Raw genomic sequence first — 21,168 nt, 5'->3', positions numbered from 1 at the left:
TTGATGCAAGGACAAGGGCAAAGCAAAGCAAAAGGCCCTCGTGTCGGTGTACGATCGCAGTTTCATTGGCACTTGAGCGCAGAGAGGTCTATGACTTTGTTTTCCAAATCCCCGCTGTGGATCGCCCAGTTGTTCAGGGTCATTGTTTTACTGGGATTGAGCGTGCCTGCCTGGGGACAATTTCGCGTAGAGGTTTCCGGTGTGGGCATGACCCAGTTGCCCGTGCTCATTGCGCCTTTCAAAGGCGAAGCCTCCGTGCCGCAAAAAATCGCCATCATTGTGCAATCCGACCTGGAGCGCAGTGGCTTGTTCAAGGCTTTGAATGCAGCGGGCATTTCGCTTGATGAAATGAGCCGACCCGACTGGTCTTCGCTGCGTTCTCAATCGGTTGAAGCCCTCGTGGCCGGCTCGGTCACACGTTTGGCAGACGGGCGTTTTGACATTCGCGCCCGACTTTGGGATGCCGTCAAAGGCCAAGAAAAAGCGGATTTTCGTGACACGGTGGTGCTGGGTGATTTGCGTTTGTCGGCCCACCGTTTGTCCGACTGGGTTTACCAGCAATTGACCGGGACACCGGGTGTTTTTGCAACCCGAATCAGCTACGTGACCAAGGCAGCCGGTCGCTACAGCCTATGGATTGCAGACTCTGATGGCGAGGGTGCCAAGTCGGCACTCAGCAGCCCTGAGCCCATCATTTCGCCCTCATGGTCCCCCAATGGTCAGCAATTGGCCTATGTTTCTTTTGAGTCGCGCAAACCCGTGATTTACGTGCACGAACTGGCCAGTGGCCAGCGTCGGGTGGTGGCCAATTTCAAAGGCTCGAACAGTGCGCCGGCATGGGCACCCGATGGACGGTCACTGGTTGCAACGCTCAGCCGTGATGGCGGGTCTCAGCTTTATCGCATCGACTTGGCAGGTGGCGAACCAAGACGCTTGACCCAGGGCAACATCAACACAGAGCCTGCTTTTTCACCCGATGGCACAGCGCTTTACTTCGTCAGTGATCGAGGAGGCAGCCCTCAAATTTACCGCATGCCCGCTCAAGGTGGTCCCGCTGAGCGTGTGACTTTTTCGGGCAATTACAACATCTCGCCCACCATCAGCCCGGATGGGCGCTGGCTGGCATATGTTTCTCGCACGGGTGCGGGCTTTTCATTGCAGTTGATGGACGTCAATTCGGGCCAAGTCATCGCCTTGACCGATACGTCTGCTGACGAGCGCCCCAGTTTTGCGCCCAACAGTCGAATGATCATGTATGCCACGGTCCAACGCGGGCAAGAAGCCTTGATGACGACCACATTGGATGGTCGTATCCGCGCCCGTTTGGCCGGTCAAGCCGGGGATCTACGGGAACCTCATTGGGGACCCATGAGAAAATAATCATGTCATTTGTTTTTCAAAAGGTGAGATATGCGTACAAAAATTCTGACAGCTCTGTTTTTTTCGGCTCTTTTGGCCGGTTGTGCTTCGGGGGTCAAGCTTGACGAGGTGCCTGTTGAGGACCGCTCGGCCACGTCCGCCGGTGCCAATGTTCAAGCTCAACCCATTGGCAGCGCTGCACAAACCAGCGTCTCCAACGTGATCAGCGAAAAATCGAGCAACGGCATCGGTCCTGTAGGCGTTGAACATGTGGTGTTCTTTGACTACGACAGCTTTGTGGTTCGTGCAGATGCCCGGCCAGTCATTGAAAATCACGCCCGTTTCCTGCAAGCCAACAAACAACGCAAAGCCAATTTGGAAGGCCACACCGACGAGCGCGGTGGCCGCGAATACAACTTGGCCTTGGGTCAAAAGCGTGCGGAAGCTGTTCGCCAAGCTTTGACTTTGCTCGGTGTGTCTGACGCGCAGCTCGAGGCGGTCAGCTACGGCAAGGAAAAGCCTGCAGCCCAAGGCAGTGCCGAAACGGATCTGGCCAAAAACCGCCGCGTTGAAATACGTTATTGATGACCGTTATGCCAATTTTTAACACACGGTCGGCTTCGGCCGGCCTCGCCCTGACTCTGGCTTTGTTAGGGGCGGGAGGCTCCGCCAATGCCGCCTTGTTCGGTGATGATGAGGCCAGGCGAGCCATATTGGACCTTCGTCAAAAATTGGAGCAATCCCAGACCGCCCAAAAAGCCTTGGTCGAGGAAAGCAACCAGTCTCAAGCCCAGCTGAATGCTCAGCTGCGGCGCTCTTTGTTGGATTTGCAAACTCAAATTGATGCGCTGAAGGCTGATCTTGCCAAAAGCCTGGGCCAGCAAGAACGCCTCGCGCGTGACCTGACCGAATTGCAATTGCGACAAAAAGATGTTCTTTTGTCCGTGGATGACCGTTTGAAGCGTTTTGAGCCCGTCAAAGTCACGGTGGATGGCCGCGAGCACTTGGTGGAGCCCGCTGAAAAACGTGATTTTGAACAAGCCATGGATGTTTTTCGGCAAGGTGATTTCTTGGCAGCGCAAGTGGCCTTGACGACTTTTGTGACGCGTCATCACAACAGTGTTTATCTGCCCTCGGCCCTTTTTTGGTTGGGCAACGCCCAATACGCCACCAAATCTTACAAAGAGTCGATGGCGAATTTCCAAAAAATGCTGACGCTTGCGCCCAACCATCCCCGAGCAGCAGAGTCCATGCTGGCGATTTCGAACGTGCAAATTGAACTGAAAGACCTCAAAGCAGCACGCGTCACTCTGACCGACTTGGTCAAGTCTTATCCTGAGTCCGAAACAGCTGCGACGGCCCGTGATCGCTTGTCTCGCCTGCGTTAAGGTTCGACCAAAGTGATCACATTGGCTGACGTTCAGACCCAAAGCCATTGGGTTTTGGGTCTTTCCTTTTTTCTGGCCGTGTTGGCAGGTGGTGTTTTGCACCGCAGCCATTTTTGTACCATGGGTGCCCTCAGTGACATTTTTCTGATGGGCAGCGCCACCCGCTTGCGCCAATGGGTATTGACTGTGGCCGTGGCCATCCTGGGTTTTGGAGCGATGGCTGGCTTGGGCTTGATCTCGCCGCAAAACACCATCTACGCCAACACATCATTGAGTTTTGTTTCCTTGGGCTTGGGTGGCTTGCTGTTTGGGTCAGGCATGGTGCTGGCATCGGGCTGCATCAGCAAGTCCTTGACGCGACTGGGTGCCGGGAATTTAAAGTCTTTGGTGGTTCTTTTGGTTGTGGGGGTATCGGCATTGGCCACCATGCGGGGTTTGCCCGCGGTATGGCGAGTCCATGCGCTCGATCCCATCAGTCTTCCTTTGAGTCATGGGGCTTTTGTGGGGCAGTGGGTCACGCATTGGACCGGTTGGACACTGGCGTCCGCTTCAGGTGTTTCAGCTGGTTTTGTCGGCGCTTTGCTGCTGCTGTGGGTCTTTAAGGATGCATCGTTTCGTTCATGGCGGGATGCCTGGCCTGGACTGGCCGTTGGCAGCTGTGTTGTGGTTGCTTGGTGGGTCAGTGGCGTTTTGGGTTTTGTGTCCGAACACCCGGAAACCCTGGACACCGTGTTTTTGACCACGGCAAGTGCTCGCATGGAGGCCATCAGCATGACAGCACCTGTGGCATTGTGGTGGGACGCTTGGATGTACTTCAGTGATGGGAGCAAACGTCTGACTTTGGGCATGGTTTGGGTGCCGGGCTTGATTCTCGGGTCCTTCCTGAGTGCAAGTCATGAAGGCTCGTTTCGCTGGGAGGGGTTCACACAAACGCCTGATCTGGTGTCACATTTGCTGGGCGGGGTGTTGATGGGGGTGGGCGGTGTCTTGGCCATGGGGTGCACGTTTGGTCAAGGTTTGTCCGGTTTGTCGACCCTGAGTTGGGGCAGCATGTTGGCTGTGGCAGGTATGGTTTTGGGTGCGTGGCTGACCTTTCAGTGGCAAATGCGCCGTGCAGAGGCCTTGGCATGATGTCCCTGGACGAAGAGCGGCGTTTTGGTGGTTTACAGCGCCTGTATGGTTTGTCTGGCGCACAGCGCATTCGTCAAGCCCATGTGGTGGTGGTGGGCATTGGTGGTGTGGGTTCTTGGGCTGCCGAGGCTTTGGCCCGAAGTGGTGTGGCACGTCTGAGTCTCCTGGACATGGACCACATCGCGCCATCCAACATCAATCGCCAAATCCATGCCCTGACGCACACCACGGGACAGTCCAAGGTCGAGGCGATGCGCGAAAGAATCGCCTTGATTCACCCGGAATGCCAGGTCGATGCCATTGATGATTTTGTGACGCCTGAAAATTGGCCAAGTGTTTTGCCCGCCCAGCCCGATGCGGTGATCGATGCCTGCGATCAGCTCAGAGCCAAGGTGAGCATGGCCCACTGGGCTCTTCAAAACAAAATCGGTTTTGTGTCAGTGGGGGCGGCAGGTGGTAAGCGATTGGCCCACCTCGTGGATGTGCAAGACTTGTCCCGCATCACGCACGACCCTCTGTTGGCACAATTGCGCTACCGTTTGCGAAAGCATCATGGGGGTGCACGGGACGGCAAGTTGATGGGTGTTCAAGGGATATTTAGCCGAGAGTCTGTCGCGCCTCCTGATGCTTCCTGTTTGCTTGAGGGCGATGGCTCTCTCAATTGCCATGGGTATGGCTCCGTGGTCAGCGTGACGGCCACATTCGGCATGTGCGCAGCCTCTGTCATTTTGAACTTTTTGGCAACTTCCCTCGAGAAACCCTGAAAAAGACGCTATAATTTGAGTCTTGCTTGAGTACACTGCACTCAAACATCGGGACCATAGCTCAGTTGGTAGAGCAGCGGACTTTTAATCCGTTTGTCGTGGGTTCGACCCCCGCTGGTCCCACCAAATTTAAAAGCACTTTGTATTTCGGTACAAAGTGCTTTTTTCATTGTCTCTTCAAGGATGGGCGTATTTCACGCAAACCCATCAGAAAGCGTCTCGACATGTCAGTTGAATCGAACATCCACAACGAATTGAAAAAAATGGTGCTGTGCGAACCTTGCACCGGTATTCAGCGCAACTGGCGTCGCGCTCCCGGTCATGCTGAACTGGTTCAAGGCAGCAACCGCAAAGAAACACGAGAAACTGGACAGGTCACCATCACCCGTTACCGTTGCGACCGGTGTGGTACATCTTGGGAATACGAAAATAACAGGGCGGACCAGCACGCGGGCTGGTCCGTGGTGGGCGGCTGAAGAAACGCTGTGTTTTTATGGGCGGGGCGACGAGCGGTTCAGGCCGTTTCTTCCAGCAGTTGTGTCAGCTCTAGCCAGCGCTCTTCCATGGCCGAGAACTCATCGCCAAGAGCTTTGAGTTTGCGACCCGCATCTGCAATTTCAGCCGCGGGCATAGGGCGGCTCAGCAAATGCTCCAGAGCGCTCTTTTCAGTTTCGATGCTCGCCATGCGCTGTTCGATTTGCTCCAGCTCTTTTTTCAGAGGTCGTGTTTGTGCGGCCAGTTGCTGACGCCGTTGCGCGTCTTGTTTGCGTTGTTCAGCGCTGCTCAGCGCCGGTGTGGCCGGGCTGTGGACCGCAGCCACGGGTGCAGGCTTGGGCATTTCGACGACCATGGCCAGAGTTTCTGTCGGGCCATTTTTTGCGTCATTTTTGACCGCTTCTCGCAGGCGCTTTGACTCTTCGAGCAAATACTTCTGGTAGTCGTCCAGGTCGCCGTCAAACGGCTCGACCTTGCCCCGGCCCACCATCCAGAACTCGTCACACACGGCACGCAACAAAGCGCGGTCGTGGCTGACCAGCATGACGGTGCCTTCGAACTCGTTGAGCGCCATGGACAGCGCTTCGCGGGTGGCCAAATCCAGGTGGTTGGTGGGTTCGTCCAGCAACAGCAAATTGGGGCGCTGCCACACGATCATGGCCAGCACCAGACGGGCTTTTTCACCGCCGCTCATGGAGCCCACGGCTTGCTTGACCATGTCGCCACTGAAGTTGAAGGTCCCCAGGTAATTGCGCAAATCCTGCTCACGGCTGGGCTCACCGCTGTTGGGCCCCAGCTCTTTGGCCAGGCGGATCATGTGCTCGAGTGGGTTGTCTTGCGGGTGAAGCACATCGAGTTCTTGCTGAGCAAAGTAACCAATGTTCAGACCCTTGCCCTCGGTCAGCGTGCCTGCCAGTTGGGGCATGGTGCGGGCGATGGTTTTGACCAGGGTTGATTTGCCTTGGCCGTTGGCACCCAAAATGCCAATGCGTTGCCCGGCCAGAACCGATTTGCTGACGTTTTGCAAGATGGATTTGGGTTCATCGTCCACCATGTATCCAAAGCTCGCTTCGCTGATGGCGAGCATGGGGTTGGGCAGGTTGTTGGGTTCTTTGAAGCCAAAGGTGAATTCGGCATCGGCCAGCAGTGGGGCCACTTTTTCCATGCGTTCGAGCGCCTTGACTCGGCTTTGTGCCTGTTTGGCCTTGCTGGCTTGTGCTTTGAAGCGGTTGATGAATTTTTGCAGGTGGGCAATTTTGTCCTGCTGCTTGGCAAATGAGGCCTGTTGCAGCTCCATTTGTTGGGCGCGCAAAATTTCAAAGCCGCTGTAGTTGCTGCCGTAACGCGTCAGCTTGGCATGGTCGATGTGCAGGGTGACATTGGTGACTGCGTCCAAAAATTCGCGGTCGTGGCTGATCACGATCATGGTGCCCGCATAGCGCTGCAGCCAGGCTTCCAGCCAGACCAGGGCGTCCAAGTCCAAGTGGTTGGTGGGTTCGTCCAGCAGCAAAATGTCGGACGGACACATCAGCGCCCGGGCCAGTTGCAAGCGCATGCGCCAGCCGCCCGAAAAACTGTTGACCGGGTTGTTGAGTTCATCCACCCGAAAGCCCAAGCCCAAAATCAAGGCTTCTGCGCGGGGCAGGGCGTCGTGGTCGCCCGCGTCGGCGAGGTCCGTATAAACGTGGGCCATTTCCATGCCGTCGCCGCTGGCTTCCGCCGCCACCAAGCGTTGGCGCAACTCGGCCAGGCGGGTGTCTCCTTCCAGCACAAACTCACTGGCAGGCTGGTCCGTCTCGGGCATGTTCTGCGCAACCTGACCCATGCGCCAGGCTTTGGGCATGTCAAAGTCACCGCCGTCCTCGTGCAGGGTACCGTTGAACAGCGCAAACAAGGTGGACTTGCCCGCACCATTGCGTCCAACCAAGCCGACTTTTTCTCCGGGGTTGAGGGTGACCGAAGTTTGGTCGAGCAGCACTTTGGTGCCACGGCGGAGAGTCACGTTTTTAAGAACAATCATGGGGTGTGTGGGGTGACCGCGTCCAGCGCTGTCAAGTTCATGCCAAGGTAAACCAGATCAGGGTCCGGGTGATTTTTGAATGCAGGGATGGCGGTAAAACCCATGCGTTCGTAGAGAGCTAAAGCCACGGTGTTGCTGCGCCAGGTGCTCAGCCCCATGCGGGTAAAACCTGCTGCACGGGCCTGTTTGATCAGATGCAGCGTGAGTTGTCGCGACGCGTTAAGGCCACGAAAGGGCGGACGCACATACAGGCGCTTGAGTTCAGCAAGCCCGGTTTCGCGGGTGGTCGTGAATGCGCCGCAGCCGACCCATTGCGCAGCACACTGAATCAGCCAAGCTTGTCCATTTGCGCCTGAATACCGTTCTTGAGGGTGAAGCATGTCACCGTGAATGGAACTCAGGCCCGGGTTGTTCAGGTCGCTTCTCGCGTACTCGCGCATCAAGTCCACAAACGCATCCCAATGCGCAGTTTGCTCGACTCGAAACTGCTCAAAAATGAGTAAGGCACTCATGCGGCGTTCAGCGCCTGCAAAGCCGAGCGGGTGATGAGCAGCACTTGGTCTTCTCCTTGGCTGGTGTCCAGCCAGGCGGCCTCCAGCTGAGGAAAGGCTGCTTCAAAGTGTTCGCGTTCGTGGCCGATTTCCAGCACCAGCACGGCGTGTTCGCTCATGTGCGATGGCGCATCTCGAAAAAGCTGACGCACAAAGTCCATGCCGTCTGTACCGCCGGCCAGAGCCAATTCGGGTTCAGCACGGTACTCGGCAGGCAGGGCATCCATGCTGGCCTGGCACACGTAAGGCGGGTTGCAGAGAATCAGGTCAAAAGGGCCAGGCGCGTCGGATAATCCATCGCTGTGCAGCAGTTTGACGCGCTCATTCAGGTCGTGACGCTCGATGTTGATGGCGGCCACGGCCAAGGCGTCATCAGAAATGTCGGCCCCAGTGACCTGCACCTCGGGCCAGGCCAGTGCCGCCAGCACGGCCAAGCTGCCGTTGCCAGTGCACAAGTCCAACACATGCCGCGTCTGGTCACTCAACCAAGCGTCGATGGTGCCGTCGGCCAGCACCTCGGCAATCAGGCTGCGCGGCACGATGGCGCGTTCGTCGATGTAAAACGACACACCCTGAAGCCAGGCTTCACGCGTCAGGTAAGCCGCAGGCTTGCGGGTGCCGATGCGCTCTTCGATCAGTGCAGCGCAGGCCGATTGCTGCTCACTTGTGACGGCTTGATCGGCCACCTCGTCGAGATCGGTGTCCAGTGGCAGGCCCAGACGCCAGAGCACCAGCCAGACGGCTTCGTCAAAAGCGCTCTGGGTGCCGTGGCCAAAGGCCACGCCCGCAGCTTGTAGCCGTTCGGTGGCTTGTTCGATCAGCCCTAAAAGAGTTGAAGCACTCATGCAGACAAGCCCGCGTTGAGTTGTTCGAGCGTGCGGCGGTAGATGGCCTTGAGGGGTGCCATGTCGACCAGCGCCACATGCTCGTTGACCTTGTGAATCGTCGCGTTGGGCGGGCCGAATTCGATGACTTGCGGGCAAATTTGCGCGATGAATCGGCCGTCGCTCGTGCCGCCTGTGGTGGACAACTCGGTCTTCAGTCCGGTCTCGTCGGTGATGGCTTGCTCAATCGCTTGGACCAACGTGCCGGGCGTGGTCAGAAATGGCCGACCACCCAGGGTCCATTCCAGCTCGTACTTCAGACCGTGCTGGTCGAGCACCGCTTGCAGCCGCTGCTGAAGGCTCTCGGGTGTGGACTCGGTGCAAAAGCGGAAGTTGAAGTCCACCACGCAGTCGCCCGGGATCACGTTGCTCGCGCCCGTGCCCGCGTGGATGTTGCTCACTTGCCAGCTGGTGGGCGGGAAAAAGGCGTTGCCTTCGTCCCAGCGGATGGCCACCAGATCGGCCAACGCCGGCGCGAGGCGGTGGATCGGGTTGTCGGCCAGGTGCGGGTAGGCAATGTGGCCCTGCACGCCTTTGACGGTCAGCTTGCCGCTCAAGGTGCCGCGTCGGCCGTTTTTGATCATGTCGCCGGTTTGTTGCACCGAAGTGGGTTCGCCCACGATACAAAACTGTGGTGCGTCGCCACGGGCCTGGAGCTTTTCGCAAACGATCACGGTGCCGTCAAGGGCCGGGCCTTCTTCGTCGCTGGTCAGCAAAAAGGCGATGCCCAATGTCGGATTGGGGTGGGCCGCCAGAAACTCTTGCACCGCCACGACCATGGCCGCCAGCGAGGTTTTCATGTCGCTCGCGCCGCGCCCAAACAGCTTGCCGTTCTTGTGGGTGGGGGTGAAGGGGTCGCTGTCCCATTGCGCGAGCGGCCCGGTGGGCACCACGTCGGTGTGCCCTGCAAAGGCCAAGGTCTGGCCCGAGGTGCCTGCACGTTTGGCCCACAGGTTGCGCACGCGGAAGGTGTCGGGGCCTGAGTCCATGAATTCGCAGACAAAGCCCAAAGGCTTCAAAGCGTCGGCGATCACATCCATGCAGCCTGCATCTTCGGGCGTGACGGAGGGGCGGGCGATCAGTTGCTCGGCCAGGCGCAGGGTGTCGTGACAGGTGGTCATACTCAAGCCTTGTTGGGGTGGGTACGTACAAAGCTGGCAATGCGCTCGGCCGCTTCGAGGCACTCGGCGGTTTCCGCCACCAAGGCCATGCGGATGCGGCCACGGCCCGGGTTGCTGCCCTTGAAGTCTCGGGCCAAGTAGCTGCCGGGCAGCACAGTGACGTGTTCGGCTTGATAAAGCGCTTGGGCAAACGCGGCGTCGTCGCCTTGCCAGTCTGCGGGCACGCCCGCCCAGAGGTAAAAGCTGGCGTCGGGCAGCTTCACATCCAGCACTTCGGCCAGCACGGGTGTGACCTGGGCGAACTTGGTGCGGTACTGGTTGCGGTTGTCCACCACATGGGCTTCGTCGCCCCAGGCGGCCACGCTGGCGGCTTGCACCACCGGGCTCATGGCGCTGCCGTGGTAGGTGCGGTAGAGCAAAAATTGTTTGATGATGGCCGCGTCACCGGCCACAAAGCCGCTGCGCAGGCCCGGCACATTGCTGCGCTTACTGAGGCTGGTGAAGGCGATCAAGCGCTTGAAGTCGGTGCGGCCCAGCTGGTGGGCGGCTTCCAAGCCACTCAATGGGGCTTCTTCACGGAAATAAATCTCGCTGTAGCACTCGTCCGATGCGATGACGAAACCATGCTGGTCCGACAGAGCGAACAACTTTTCCCATTCCGACAGCGGCATGACCGCGCCTGTGGGATTGCCGGGTGAGCAGACAAACAACAGCTGCGTGCGGGCCCAGACATCGGCCGGCACGCTGTCCCAGTCGTTGCCAAAGTTACGCGCCGGGTCGCTGGGCACGTAATAGGGCTCAGCGCCAGAGAGCAAGGCCGCGCCTTCGTAAATTTGGTAGAAGGGGTTGGGGCTGACCACCGTGGCGCCTGGGCGGGTCGGGTCGATCACGGTTTGCGTCAGGGCAAACAGGGCTTCGCGCGAACCATTCACCGGCAACACCTGCGTGGCGGGGTCCAGTACCAGCTGGTAACGGGTTTGCAGCCAGGCCGCGCAGGCTTTTCGCAAAGCAGGCTCGCCCGCTGTGGCCGGGTAGGCCGACAAGCCGTTGGCCACCGACGCCTTGAGCGCTTCCTGAATGAAGGCGGGCGTGGCGTGCTTGGGCTCGCCAATGCCCAAACTGATGTGGCGCAGGGCTGGGTTGGGCGTGACGCTGGCGAACAGCCGTTTGAGCTGTTCAAAAGGATAGGGTTGCAGCTTGGCGAGAAGGGGATTCATCCCCCGATTATCCGGGATGAAATCGTGCCAATGCATTCGGCAGGCTGCCAGCCTGACAATTGATGAAGTGGGCGCAAGGGGTTCATCACAGCACAGTGCACAACAGAAGGAAGGCCGAGGTTGGGTCGCACACACAGATTTGCTGCGCATGGCTCCCCAAGGGGCCCAATGAGGGTGATGGCTGAGTTAACATCTAAGATTATTCGGGATCGGAGATTGAGTTCTTTGATTCGTGGTTTTTTGCGAGTTTTGGTGACTTCTTGACGAATTCTCGCAAGACCTTGTGTTTTTTTGGCTTTTCCTTGGATCGATCAGACCACCGTGCGTCTCAACTCCATCAAACTTTCCGGCTTCAAATCGTTTGCTGAACCCACCAACTTCCTGCTGCCCGGGCAGCTGGTCGGGGTGGTGGGCCCGAACGGTTGTGGCAAATCCAACATCATGGACGCGGTGCGATGGGTGCTGGGTGAGTCCAAGGCCTCCGAATTGCGCGGCGAATCGATGCAGGACGTGATTTTCAACGGCACCACCACCCGAAAGCCTGCCAGTCGGGCCAGTGTCGAGTTGGTGTTTGACAACGACGATCACCGTGCCGGGGGGCAGTGGGGCCAGTTTGCCGAGATCGCCGTCAAGCGTGTGCTGACCCGCGACGGCAACAGCAGTTATTACATCAACAACCAGCCCGTGCGCCGTCGTGACGTTCAGGACGTGTTTCTGGGAACGGGCTTGGGTCCACGCGCTTACGCCATCATTGGACAGGGCACGATCAGTCGCATCATTGAGTCGCGCCCCGAAGAGCTGCGCTTGTTTTTGGAGGAGGCCGCTGGCGTTTCCAAATACAAAGAGCGCCGCCGCGAAACGGAAAACCGCCTGTCGGACACGCGCGAAAATTTGACCCGCGTTGACGACATCTTGCGGGAGTTGAATGCCAATTTGGAGAAATTGGAAAAACAAGCCGAGGTGGCTCACCGATACAACCGCTTGCAGGCCGACAGCACCTTGAAACAGCACCAGCTGTGGTTTTTAAAACGGCGTGACGCCGAGGCCGACCAAGCTCGCATGAAGGCGGATGTGGATCAGGCGGTCAACGCTTTGGAGTCACGCATGGCCGATTTGCGCCATGTCGAGGCCGATTTGGAGACGATCCGTCAGGCCCATTACGCCGCGGGCGACCAGGTCAATCAAGCGCAAGGGGCTTTGTACGAGGCCAGTGCGGAGGTGGGCCGTTTGGAGGCCGAAATTCGTTATGTGGTCGAAGGCCGACAACGTGCCGAACAGCGACTGCAACAACTTTTGGAGCAAACCACGCAATGGGGCACACGCAGCCTGGACGCACAAGCCGAACTCGAAACACTGGCCGAGCAAGCGGTCATGGCCGAAGACCAAAGTTTGACATTGGCTGCGCAGGTCGAAGACCAAGCCATGGCTTTGCCTGATCTTGAGGAAAGCCTGCGCAAAGCCCAAAACGATGCCACGGCCCAACGGGCCACAGTGGTTCAAGTGCAGCAGCAAATTGGCGTGTTGGCCGCCGATCAGCGAAACATTCAGGAACAATCGCGCCAACTCGACCAGCGCCGTGAGCGCCTTTTGACGGACCGCAATGCACTGGCTGCCCCCGACGAAGCGCGTTTGAATCATTTGCAAGATCAAGTGGCCGAGGCTGAAGCTTTGATGCAAGAGGCCGAGGCCCGTTTGCATGAATTGCAGGAACTTGTGCCTGCCCTCGACGAAGATCGCCGCCAGCGTCAAGCGGCGCTGAACCAAGAGTCGTCGAAGTTGGCCGATTTGCGTGCTCGCATAGAGGCCCTCAAAGCCTTGCAAGAAAAGGTGCGCACCGATGGCAAGCTCAAGCCTTGGCTGGCCAAACATGGCATGGACGGTTTGGAGGGCCTTTGGCGTCGCATTCAGATCGAGCCAGGCTGGGAAAATGCGCTCGAATCGGCCTTGCGTGAACGCTTGTCAGCCCTCGAAGTGTCGCGACTGGACATGGTGCGCGCCTTTGCGCTGGATGCACCGCCGGCCAAGCTGGCTTTTTTCACCTCGCCTTTGGCCTCCAAAGCCACACCCCGCAGCGGTTTGCCCACCGGTTGCAAACCCCTGTCCGATCATTTGCGCGTGCACGATGCGGGTTTGTCTGCCTTGTTGACCGACTGGTTACACGGTTGCTTGACCGCCCCACACATGGAAGACGCCTTGGCCTGGCGCGGTGAACTTCAGCCAAACGAGACTTTGTATGTGCAAGCGGGTCATGCCGTGAGCACCCACAGTGTGTTGTTCTATGCGCAGGATTCCGAGCAAGCAGGTTTGCTGGCGCGTGCACAAGAAATTGACAACCTTGAAAAGCAACTGCGGGCCCAGACGCTGATTTCAGAGGAAAGCCGCAGCGCTTTGGTGCGTGCAGAGGCCACCTACGCAGATGCCTCTCAGCGCTTGATCAGCGTGCGTCGCGAAGCCAGTGAAAGTCAATCGCGTGCACATGAGATGCAAGTGGAAACCCTGCGGCTGTCTCAGTTGGTGGCCCAAACACGTGCCCGCAGTGAACAAATCAGCAACGACCTGGCCGAAGTTGAGGCCTTGCTTGACGAGTTGCAGGAGCGTCGAGTGACGGCCGAGGCCCGTTTTGAAGAACTCGACATGCAGTTGGCCGACACGCAAGAGCGCCATGCACAATTGGACGAGCGCGTGATGGCCTGCGAGCGCAAACTCTCTGAGTGCCGCGAACAACAGCGCAGCTTGGAACGCCGAGCCCAAGAAGCCCAGTTTTCTCAACGCAGCCTGGATGCACGTCGCGCGGAACTCCAACGCACCATCGACACCGCCCAGCAACAAGTGGCCGGCATCGAGGCCGAAACACAACGCGCTCGCGATGAACTCAGTCGTTTGACCGACGCAGCCGCTCAAGCAGGACTGCAAAACGTGCTGGCCATCAAACTCGATCGTGAGCAAGCGTTGGGAGCTTGCCGCAGCGCTTACGATGATTTGACGGCCAAATTGCGTGCCAGTGATGAGCGAAAAGTCACTTTTGAACGTGAACTAGACCCTTTGCGCCAACGCATCAGTGACCTGCAACTCAAAGAGCAAGCGGCCCGTTTGGGTTTGGAGCAATACAGCCAATTGTTGGCCGATGCCCAAGCAGATCTGCAAGCTGTGGCGCAGTCTATTGAATTGGGTTCCGTGCGCGTGACGGGTCTGCAGGGTGAAATCGACCGCATTCACCGAGAAATCACAGCTTTGGGGCCTGTCAATTTGGCGGCTCTGGACGAGTTGACCAGCTCGCGAGAGCGCAAGGTGTTCCTGGATTCACAATGCACCGATCTGACCGATGCCATGAACACGCTGGAAGACGCTATTCGAAAAATCGATGCCGAGACGCGTGAACTGCTGGGCGGCACGTTCAAAATCGTCAACGAGCACTTCAGTCGGATGTTTCCCGAGTTATTTGGGGGCGGCAATGCCCGCCTGGTCATGACGGGTGATGAGATTCTGGATGCGGGTGTCCAAGTGCTGGCTCAGCCTCCGGGCAAAAAGAACCAGACGATCCACCTGCTTTCAGGTGGCGAAAAAGCCCTGACTGCAATTGCCTTGGTCTTTGCGATTTTTCAGCTCAATCCGGCACCTTTTTGTTTGCTCGATGAGGTGGACGCACCGCTGGACGATGCCAACACCGAGCGTTATGCCAAGTTGGTCAAGGGCATGGGCAAGGAAACCCAGTTTTTGTTCATCAGCCACAACAAGATCGCCATGGAGATGGCGGAGCAGTTGATTGGTGTGACCATGCAAGAGCAGGGCGTTTCCCGCATTGTTGCTGTGGACATGGAGTCCGCAGCGTCATTGGCCGACGTGGCCTGAGGAAGTTATGGCGGATTCTTTGAGTTCTTTGCAAGTGAGTTTGGCCGCCATTGGCGGGCTGACGGTGGTGGCTGTGGTGGCCTACAACTATTGGACTTCGCGTCAAAATGTCCCCAAGCAAGCCGAACCCTACACCGAGCCGACGGGACTGCAACCTGCCGGTTCATTGGCCAACGGCCAGGCGATTGAGCCGGTCCTGACCGATGATTTTGTCGCTTTGTCGACGTCTGACAAAAAACCGCATTTGGATGCCTTGATCGATGTGATATCAAGCATTGAAGTGGAGCAAGCCGTGCCTGCCCAATTGGTATTGGCCGCCTTGCCGCCCACGCGTCGCGTCGGCACCAAAGCCTTTCATATCGAGGGATGTTGTCAGCTTCATGGGCAGTGGGAGCCTATTCAGCTGGGGAAACGTTATGTGGCTTTTCAAGCGGGTGTGCAGTTGGCCAATCGGATGGGTGCACTCAACGACATCGAATTTTCTGAGTTTGTAGTCAAAACTCAAGCTTTTGCGGATGCGATCGGGGGGACCGCCCACTTCAGCGACATGATGGAGGAAGTGGCCCGTGCTCGAGAACTCGACCAATTCGCCAGTGCTCACGATGTTCAATTGAGCTTCACGCTTTGTGCACGATCGGCCGCCTGGAGTTCAGGTTATATCCAGCAACATGCAACACGTTTGGGTTTTGTCATGGGCCTGATCCCTGGGCGCATGGTGCTGACTTCTGAGCAAGCAGGGGCCCCCTTGCTGTCACTGAGTTTTGACTCACAGGCAGCGATGGCCGAAGACCCGGCTTTGTCGGCGATCCGTGAGTTCACGTTGAGCCTGGATGTGCCCCAAATTGCTTTTGAAGATCGTCCTTTTGAACGCATGCGCGAAGTGGCTCGCTCACTGGCCGACAACATGGAAGGTGTGATCACCGACGGTGATGGGCAAGTCCTGAACGAGATGGCTCTTGACCAAATTGCCAGTGATTTGCAGGTGCTTTACGAGGCGCTCAATGCCCGTGAACTGTCTGCAGGCTCGCCTCAAGCGCGTCGCTTGTTTTCTTGAGGGTGTGGATGGATGAGCACCTCAAATTTTGACTTGTTTTCGGACGAGCCGATGACCGAGTCAGCCCCCCGCTCGGATACTGTCTCGCCACAACTCAGAGCCCAACAGTTGCGTGACTTGCTGCACCACCATGCGCACGCTTACTACACGCTTGACGCCCCTGAGTTACCCGATGCCGAATACGACCGGCTTTTTAGGGAACTTCAAGCCCTCGAGGCCACACATCCCGAGCTGCTGACGCCGGATTCACCCACGCAACGCGTAGGCGGGGCGGTGTTGGACGCTTTTCAGCAGGTCACACACCGCGTGCCCATGCTCAGCATTCGCACCGAAACCGATACCGAGGCCAGCGGTGCCGAAGCCTTTGACACCCGTATTCGCAAAGAGCTGGGCTTGGCCGAAACCGAGCCGCCAGTGAGCTATGTGGGTGAATTGAAGTTCGACGGATTGGCCATGAGTTTGCGCTACGAAGCAGGTGTGCTGGTGCAAGCGGCCACTCGGGGCGATGGTGAAACGGGCGAAGAAGTCACACCCAATATCCGCACCATTGGACAAATCCCTTTGCGCTTGCCTGCCGATGCGCCTGCAGTGCTGGAAGTGCGCGGCGAGGTTTACATGCGCCGGGATGACTTTGAAGCACTCAATGAACGCCAACGCCAGCGCATTGCAGCCGGCACCAAGGGCGAAAAGACCTTTGTCAATCCGCGCAACGCCGCAGCGGGCGCTGTGCGTCAACTCGACTCCGGCATCGCGGCCGAACGGCCACTGAGTTTTTTTGCCTATGGACTGGGTGACATGACCCCATCGTCTGAAGGGGGGCCGACATGGACCACCCACTACGCCATGCTCATGCAACTCAAGGCCTGGGGCTTTCCGGTTGCCCAACAAACCTCTCGTGTGCAGGGCGCATCTGGTTTGGTGGCATTCCACCAGCGCATTGCCGCTGAGCGCGACGCTTTGCCTTATGACATCGATGGCGTAGTCTACAAAGTGGACGATCTGGCACTGCAAACGCGATTGGGTTTTGTGACCCGGGAGCCGCGTTGGGCGGTGGCGCACAAATACCCTGCACAAGAAGAAATGACCACCGTGCTGGCCATTGATGTGCAGGTGGGGCGTACCGGCAAGCTCACGCCCGTGGCCAAACTCAACCCGGTGTTTGTCGGTGGCGTGACGGTCACCAATGCCACTTTGCACAACGAATTAGAGGCCCGCCGCAAAGATGTGCGAGTAGGCGACACGGTCATCGTGCGGCGTGCGGGGGATGTGATCCCGGAAGTGGTGTCGGTGGTCCTGGAGCGACGCCCCCCTGATGCGCCGCAGTTCACCATGCTCGACCACTGCCCTGTTTGTGGAAGTCTGGCCGAACGGGAAGAGGGCGAAGCGGACCACCGTTGCACGGGGGGACTGTTTTGCAGCGCTCAACGCAAGCAGGCCATCTGGCACTTTGCCCACCGCCGGGCGATGGATGTGGATGGCTTGGGTGACAAATTGGTGGATCAACTGGTCGATGCGGGCCATGTCAAAACCTTGGCCGACCTCTACCACCTTCAATTGGAAACCTTGTCGGGCATGGACCGCATGGCCGAAAAATCGGCGCTCAACCTTTTGGAAGCCTTGGAGAAATCCAAAACCACGACTTTGGGGCGTTTTCTGTTCAGTTTGGGGATTCGCCATGTGGGCGAGGCCACGGCCAAAGAGTTGGCCCGCCATTTTGGGCAGCTCGACGCCATCATGGCGGCCAGTGAAGATGCCTTGTTGCAAGTGGCTGATGTGGGCCCGGTGGTGGCGCACAGCATTCGCACCTTTTTTGACCAGGTTCATCACCGAGAAGTGGTCCAGGCCTTGCGCGATGCCGGTTTGAACTGGGCAGAAGGTGAGGCTTTGGCCCCCACCGAAATGCCCTTGGCAGGCATCACCGTGGTGTTGACGGGCACTTTGCAGAGCATGGGCCGCGACGAAGCCAAGGAAAAACTGGAAGCCTTGGGTGCCAAAGTGGCAGGGTCAGTGAGCAAAAAAACCCACTATGTGGTGGCTGGTGCCGAAGCGGGTAGCAAGCTTGACAAGGCACAAGCGCTGGGTGTGCCCGTTCTTGGCGATGAAGGTTTGGCGCTGTTGTTGGCGGGGCAAAAACCCTGAGCTTCAATCGTCTTCAGCCGCGCTGATTTCCGGGAAAAGCACTTCGGTGAAGCCAAACCGGTTGAAGTCACGCACCCGCATGGGATAAAGCTTGCCGATCAAGTGGTCGCATTCATGCTGCACCACCCGGGCATGAAAACCATCGACGGTGCGGTCAATGGGCGTGCCTTGTTCAGCAAATCCTGTGTAACGTATGCGCGACCAGCGAGGCACCACACCCCGCAAGCCGGGGACTGACAGGCAACCTTCCCAATCTTCTTCCTGCGTCGCATCCAGCGGCGTGATCACCGGGTTGATCAGCACCGTGCGCGGCACCAGAGGACGGCCGGGGTAGCGCGGGTTCACGCTTGAGCTGCCAAAAATCACCACTTGAAGGTTCACCCCTATTTGCGGCGCCGCCAAACCTGCGCCATTGACACTGGCCATGGTGTCTTGCATGTCAGCGATCAACGCGTGCAGCTCAGGGGTGTCAAAGGCGGTCACGGGTTCGGCCATGCGCAGCAAACGCACATCGCCCATTTTGAGGATCTCTCGAACAGTCATGGCCAAGGTCTCACATGAAAAAATAAAAAAACACGATCATTTGCGTTCGCCGAAGCCCATCGGCGCGGCCAATGGGTCGACCCGATGCATCGTACAGCCGATCGCCATCGATGCGCCCCATGAGCGAGCCCGAAGCGCTGTAAAGCCGTTCACCATCAATGCGTCCAATTGGGCTGCCCGAGGCGCTGTACACGCGGGTGCCATCGATGCGGCCCAGCTGCCGGCCCGCAGCGTCATAAATGCGCTCGCCGTCCACCCGGCCTAACTGCTGCCCCGATCCGTTGTAAAAACGTTCGGCATCCACCCGCCCCAATGCCCGCCCGCTGCTGTCAAACATGCGCTGGGCCACAGCGGTGGGCATCAGCAGGCTCCATACAAGCAAGGCTGTGATCAGGTGTGGCGTCATCGGCAGACAATCGCAGAGGTTGAAGAAACGTTGTCCTTGCAAACACTTGAAAAAATCTGGCTTCAAATGGGTGCAGGCGCATGGACTGACTGTAAACCCAGCTCTCATGAAATTGGACGATCATTTCAAAAATCAAAGCGGGGACGCAGCACCACAGCGTTAGGGCGAGGCCCTTTGGAATGGACGGTCTTCAAGACACTCTCGAGGAGCGCATGAGAAGATCGCCTGATCCATGAACGCAGAAAACCACTTATTTCCCGCGCCGCAGCCACCCCAAGCCCTTGGCCCCCATGGCACTTCGCCCGATTGGGCGGCCATTTGGCAGGGCCTGGATGCCGAAGTGTTGGACCATTTGAAAAGCGCTGTGCAGGCCATGCCCGACAGTGATTTGGTGGCGGGTGCCAAACAGTTGCCCGAGCTGATGCAGGGCCTCAAGCAAGACAAACCCAACACCGATTTGCTGCGCCAACGCGTGCTGGCCAAGATGCAGCTCAAAACGCTGCCGCCTTTGGTTTTGGAGTTGCTCAGAAGTGCCACTTTGTCCGAGCCGCTGCTGGCCGTGCTGAGCGACAAGGCGATTGAACAGGGTTTGGCGGCCTTGATGGAGCGCTTTGGCCGCGTGCCGGTGCTGGCAGCGATGTGGCTCGATGAGCGCGATTCGGTGCGGGCCTTGGCCCAATCGTGCGCCCCTGCCCACACCAAACCCAAGCTGGGCAAGCCCAAGACGGAAGAAACTTTCAAGCAGCGCTTCAAGCCTTTGCTGACCGTGCTGCAGCCGGTGCTGGCAGATGTGCCCTACGAGCCGCCCACAGCCCGCCCCAACACGCGTCAGATCCCAGCCGCTGCGGCGGCGCAGCCCCAAACCCGCGAGCAAGCCGAGCGCGAGATCCGGGCCAGTTCTTTGTTCAAGCAGGTGCAGCGCGAGCGCAACGAGTTGCAGGACGAACGCGATGGCGTGATGCGCCAACGCGACAAGCTGAGCAAGGACGTGCAGGCGCTGGACGAACAACTCAAGGCGGCGCGTGCGCGGCTGGCCGAGGTGGAGGGCGATTGGCGCACGCGGGTGGCGCAGGGCATTGCCGATGGCTTGAACAAGCGCATGGCGCCGTGGCTGACGGCCAGTGAGGCCTTGGCCTTGCCGGTGTCACACCAGGCCGATCCGCTGGAGCGGGCCCGGCAATTGCTGGCGCGGCAGGCGCAAGAGGACAAGCGTTTCGGCACGCGCCGCGACGTGGGGCAGCAACTGGCCGAGGCACAGCGCTTGCTGGCGGCGCTGCAAGAGGCGCAGGTCGAGGCTTTGCGGCCCCTGCCTCAGTTGGCCGAGGAACAACGTGCGCTGGCCACCCACATCGAGGCCTTGCAGGCGCGGCTGGCGCAAAGCTCGATCCAGCCCACGCGCCAGCCCGTTCGGCAACTGGGGCAGGCGCTGCTGGCCATCCACGACATGGACGAGTTGCAGGAGAAAAAACGTCAGGTGGAGCGCAGCATGCTGGCCGATGCCTGGAGCATGGCCATGTGCCAGCAGGCCTACGATGCGCTGGACAGGCGAGCCATGCAGATTTATGACCTGCACCACCCGGCCACTGGCGTGCACAAAGACGAACACCCGCCCGTCACGCCCAAGCAGCATTTTGAGCACGCGCTGCGCCATGCGCGGCCGATTCGGCTGATCATCGATGGGCACAACCTGCTGCCCAAGCTCAAACCCTTGATTGGGGCCGAGTATTTTTCTGCCGAACAAGGGCCCAATGCGCGGGCTCGGGCTTTGCTGATCGAGCGGGTGCAGCGCCTGACCGAGCTGCACCCACTGCTCAGCGCCGACATTGTGTTTGATGGCCCGGATGACCAACACTGGAGCGAGACCGAGAGCTTGCGGGTGTGGTTTTCTGGCGGGCAGGGCAGCGACCGGGCGGACGGTCGGATTTTGGAGGCGCTGCAGGCACAGCTGCATCTGGGGCAGCGTTTTCAGGGTCAAGATGTGGCTTGCTTCGTGGTCACCGAGGACCGTGATTTGCGGCTCAAATCCCAAGTCTTGAAGGCCATGGTGGTCTCACCATTGGAGATGTGGGCCATGGTGTATTGAGGCTGAAGTGGTGCTTGATCGTGAGGTTCTTGTGAAGGCTTGATCGAGAAGCCAAGCGCACATTCGGGTGCTGGAGCCTATTGTTTCGGCCCTGTGAAGTTTTCAAGGGTCAAAGATTTTGCAGGTCGGCGGCTTCAGCCCCGACATGCAGCCTGCGCCAAAGC

18 protein-coding genes and 1 tRNA gene are annotated in these 21,168 nt (G+C 58.5%); 11 read left to right on the top strand and 8 right to left on the bottom strand.

Translation table 11 applies throughout. The features are described 5' to 3' along the window. The first annotated feature begins 90 nt into the window (after window positions 1-90). Both tolB and pal read left to right on the top strand, forming a co-directional pair. Window positions 91-1,380 carry a Tol-Pal system beta propeller repeat protein TolB gene (gene tolB, locus B9Z48_RS11815; RefSeq protein ID WP_108378606.1) on the top strand — a complete coding sequence of 430 codons (1,290 nt, stop codon included), beginning with the start codon at window positions 91-93 and terminating at the stop codon, window positions 1,378-1,380. Window positions 1,381-1,410: 30 nt separating this feature from the next. Beyond that, window positions 1,411-1,944 (top strand): peptidoglycan-associated lipoprotein Pal, encoded by a 534-nt coding sequence (gene pal, locus B9Z48_RS11810; protein ID WP_108378604.1) that lies wholly within the window; start codon window positions 1,411-1,413, stop codon window positions 1,942-1,944. Between the two features lie 65 nt (window positions 1,945-2,009). Here the strand turns inward: pal and B9Z48_RS22110 are convergent, their stop codons facing one another. Continuing rightward, window positions 2,010-2,285 carry a hypothetical protein gene (locus B9Z48_RS22110; protein WP_368665921.1) on the bottom strand — a complete coding sequence of 92 codons (276 nt, stop codon included), beginning with the start codon at window positions 2,283-2,285 and terminating at the stop codon, window positions 2,010-2,012. Here B9Z48_RS22110 and ybgF point away from each other — a divergent pair. From ybgF to B9Z48_RS11785, 5 genes are all read left to right on the top strand, one after another. Beyond that, on the top strand, window positions 2,178-2,747 hold the full coding sequence (gene ybgF, locus B9Z48_RS11805; RefSeq protein ID WP_368665920.1) for a tol-pal system protein YbgF: 570 nt from the start codon (window positions 2,178-2,180) through the stop codon (window positions 2,745-2,747). The two genes, B9Z48_RS22110 and ybgF, sit on opposite strands and share 108 nt — an antisense overlap. Before the next feature lie 12 nt (window positions 2,748-2,759). Continuing rightward, a complete protein-coding gene (locus B9Z48_RS11800; RefSeq protein WP_233261097.1) occupies window positions 2,760-3,878 on the top strand; it encodes a YeeE/YedE thiosulfate transporter family protein in 1,119 nt (372 codons plus the stop codon). Then, window positions 3,875-4,642: a ThiF family adenylyltransferase gene (locus B9Z48_RS11795; protein ID WP_108378602.1), complete on the top strand. Its 768-nt coding sequence runs from the start codon at window positions 3,875-3,877 to the stop codon at window positions 4,640-4,642. The genes B9Z48_RS11800 and B9Z48_RS11795 overlap by 4 nt, the downstream gene beginning before the upstream one ends. 50 nt (window positions 4,643-4,692) lie before the next feature. After that, a tRNA-Lys gene (locus tag B9Z48_RS11790) sits at window positions 4,693-4,768 on the top strand. 98 nt (window positions 4,769-4,866) lie between these two features. Further along, window positions 4,867-5,118, top strand: coding sequence for a hypothetical protein (locus B9Z48_RS11785; protein ID WP_089962696.1), 252 nt, complete (start codon window positions 4,867-4,869; stop codon window positions 5,116-5,118). 38 nt (window positions 5,119-5,156) lie between these two features. On the opposite strand, the gene B9Z48_RS11780 is transcribed toward B9Z48_RS11785, so the two are convergent. Genes B9Z48_RS11780 through dapC form a run of 5 tightly spaced genes read right to left on the bottom strand, consistent with a single transcriptional unit; the run spans window position 5,157 to window position 10,930 of the window. After that, window positions 5,157-7,157 (bottom strand): ABC-F family ATP-binding cassette domain-containing protein, encoded by a 2,001-nt coding sequence (locus B9Z48_RS11780; RefSeq protein WP_108378600.1) that lies wholly within the window; start codon window positions 7,155-7,157, stop codon window positions 5,157-5,159. Continuing rightward, entirely contained in the window at window positions 7,154-7,669 is a 516-nt protein-coding gene (locus B9Z48_RS11775) for an N-acetyltransferase (protein WP_108378598.1), read from the bottom strand. The genes B9Z48_RS11780 and B9Z48_RS11775 overlap by 4 nt, the downstream gene beginning before the upstream one ends. After that, complete coding sequence (prmB, locus tag B9Z48_RS11770) at window positions 7,666-8,553, bottom strand: 50S ribosomal protein L3 N(5)-glutamine methyltransferase (RefSeq protein ID WP_108378596.1); 888 nt, start codon at window positions 8,551-8,553, stop codon at window positions 7,666-7,668. The genes B9Z48_RS11775 and prmB overlap by 4 nt, the downstream gene beginning before the upstream one ends. Next, window positions 8,550-9,713 (bottom strand): succinyl-diaminopimelate desuccinylase, encoded by a 1,164-nt coding sequence (dapE, locus tag B9Z48_RS11765; protein ID WP_108378594.1) that lies wholly within the window; start codon window positions 9,711-9,713, stop codon window positions 8,550-8,552. Before dapE ends, prmB begins: the two co-directional genes overlap by 4 nt. Window positions 9,714-9,715: 2 nt before the next feature. Next, window positions 9,716-10,930: a succinyldiaminopimelate transaminase gene (dapC, locus tag B9Z48_RS11760; RefSeq protein ID WP_108378592.1), complete on the bottom strand. Its 1,215-nt coding sequence runs from the start codon at window positions 10,928-10,930 to the stop codon at window positions 9,716-9,718. A 321-nt stretch (window positions 10,931-11,251) separates the two neighbouring features. Between dapC and smc the strand changes: the two genes are divergently transcribed. From smc to ligA, 3 genes are read left to right on the top strand one after another with little or no spacing between them, the layout of a single operon-like run. After that, window positions 11,252-14,779, top strand: a complete 3,528-nt coding sequence (gene smc, locus B9Z48_RS11755; protein WP_108378684.1) for a chromosome segregation protein SMC — start codon at window positions 11,252-11,254, stop codon at window positions 14,777-14,779. A 19-nt stretch (window positions 14,780-14,798) separates the two neighbouring features. Further along, window positions 14,799-15,833 (top strand): cell division protein ZipA C-terminal FtsZ-binding domain-containing protein, encoded by a 1,035-nt coding sequence (locus B9Z48_RS11750; RefSeq protein WP_108378682.1) that lies wholly within the window; start codon window positions 14,799-14,801, stop codon window positions 15,831-15,833. Between the two features lie 12 nt (window positions 15,834-15,845). After that, window positions 15,846-17,972 (top strand): NAD-dependent DNA ligase LigA, encoded by a 2,127-nt coding sequence (gene ligA / locus B9Z48_RS11745; protein ID WP_108378590.1) that lies wholly within the window; start codon window positions 15,846-15,848, stop codon window positions 17,970-17,972. A gap of 3 nt (window positions 17,973-17,975) precedes the next feature. On the opposite strand, the gene def is transcribed toward ligA, so the two are convergent. Together def and B9Z48_RS11735 are read right to left on the bottom strand one after the other, a co-directional pair. Then, window positions 17,976-18,515 carry a peptide deformylase gene (gene def, locus B9Z48_RS11740; RefSeq protein ID WP_108378588.1) on the bottom strand — a complete coding sequence of 180 codons (540 nt, stop codon included), beginning with the start codon at window positions 18,513-18,515 and terminating at the stop codon, window positions 17,976-17,978. A 10-nt stretch (window positions 18,516-18,525) separates the two neighbouring features. After that, window positions 18,526-18,921, bottom strand: a complete 396-nt coding sequence (locus B9Z48_RS11735; RefSeq protein WP_108378586.1) for a 5-fold beta-flower protein — start codon at window positions 18,919-18,921, stop codon at window positions 18,526-18,528. Between the two features lie 232 nt (window positions 18,922-19,153). On the opposite strand from B9Z48_RS11735, the gene B9Z48_RS11730 reads away from it, so the two are divergent. Continuing rightward, a complete protein-coding gene (locus B9Z48_RS11730) occupies window positions 19,154-21,004 on the top strand; it encodes a hypothetical protein (RefSeq protein WP_108378584.1) in 1,851 nt (616 codons plus the stop codon). The last annotated feature ends 164 nt before the right edge of the window (window positions 21,005-21,168 follow it).

The organism is Limnohabitans sp. WS1, from assembly GCF_003063265.1.
GTDB lineage: Bacteria > Pseudomonadota > Gammaproteobacteria > Burkholderiales > Burkholderiaceae_C > Limnohabitans_A.
Note: the sequence above shows the minus strand (reverse complement) of the source record. Positions and strands in the feature narration are given on the sequence as shown.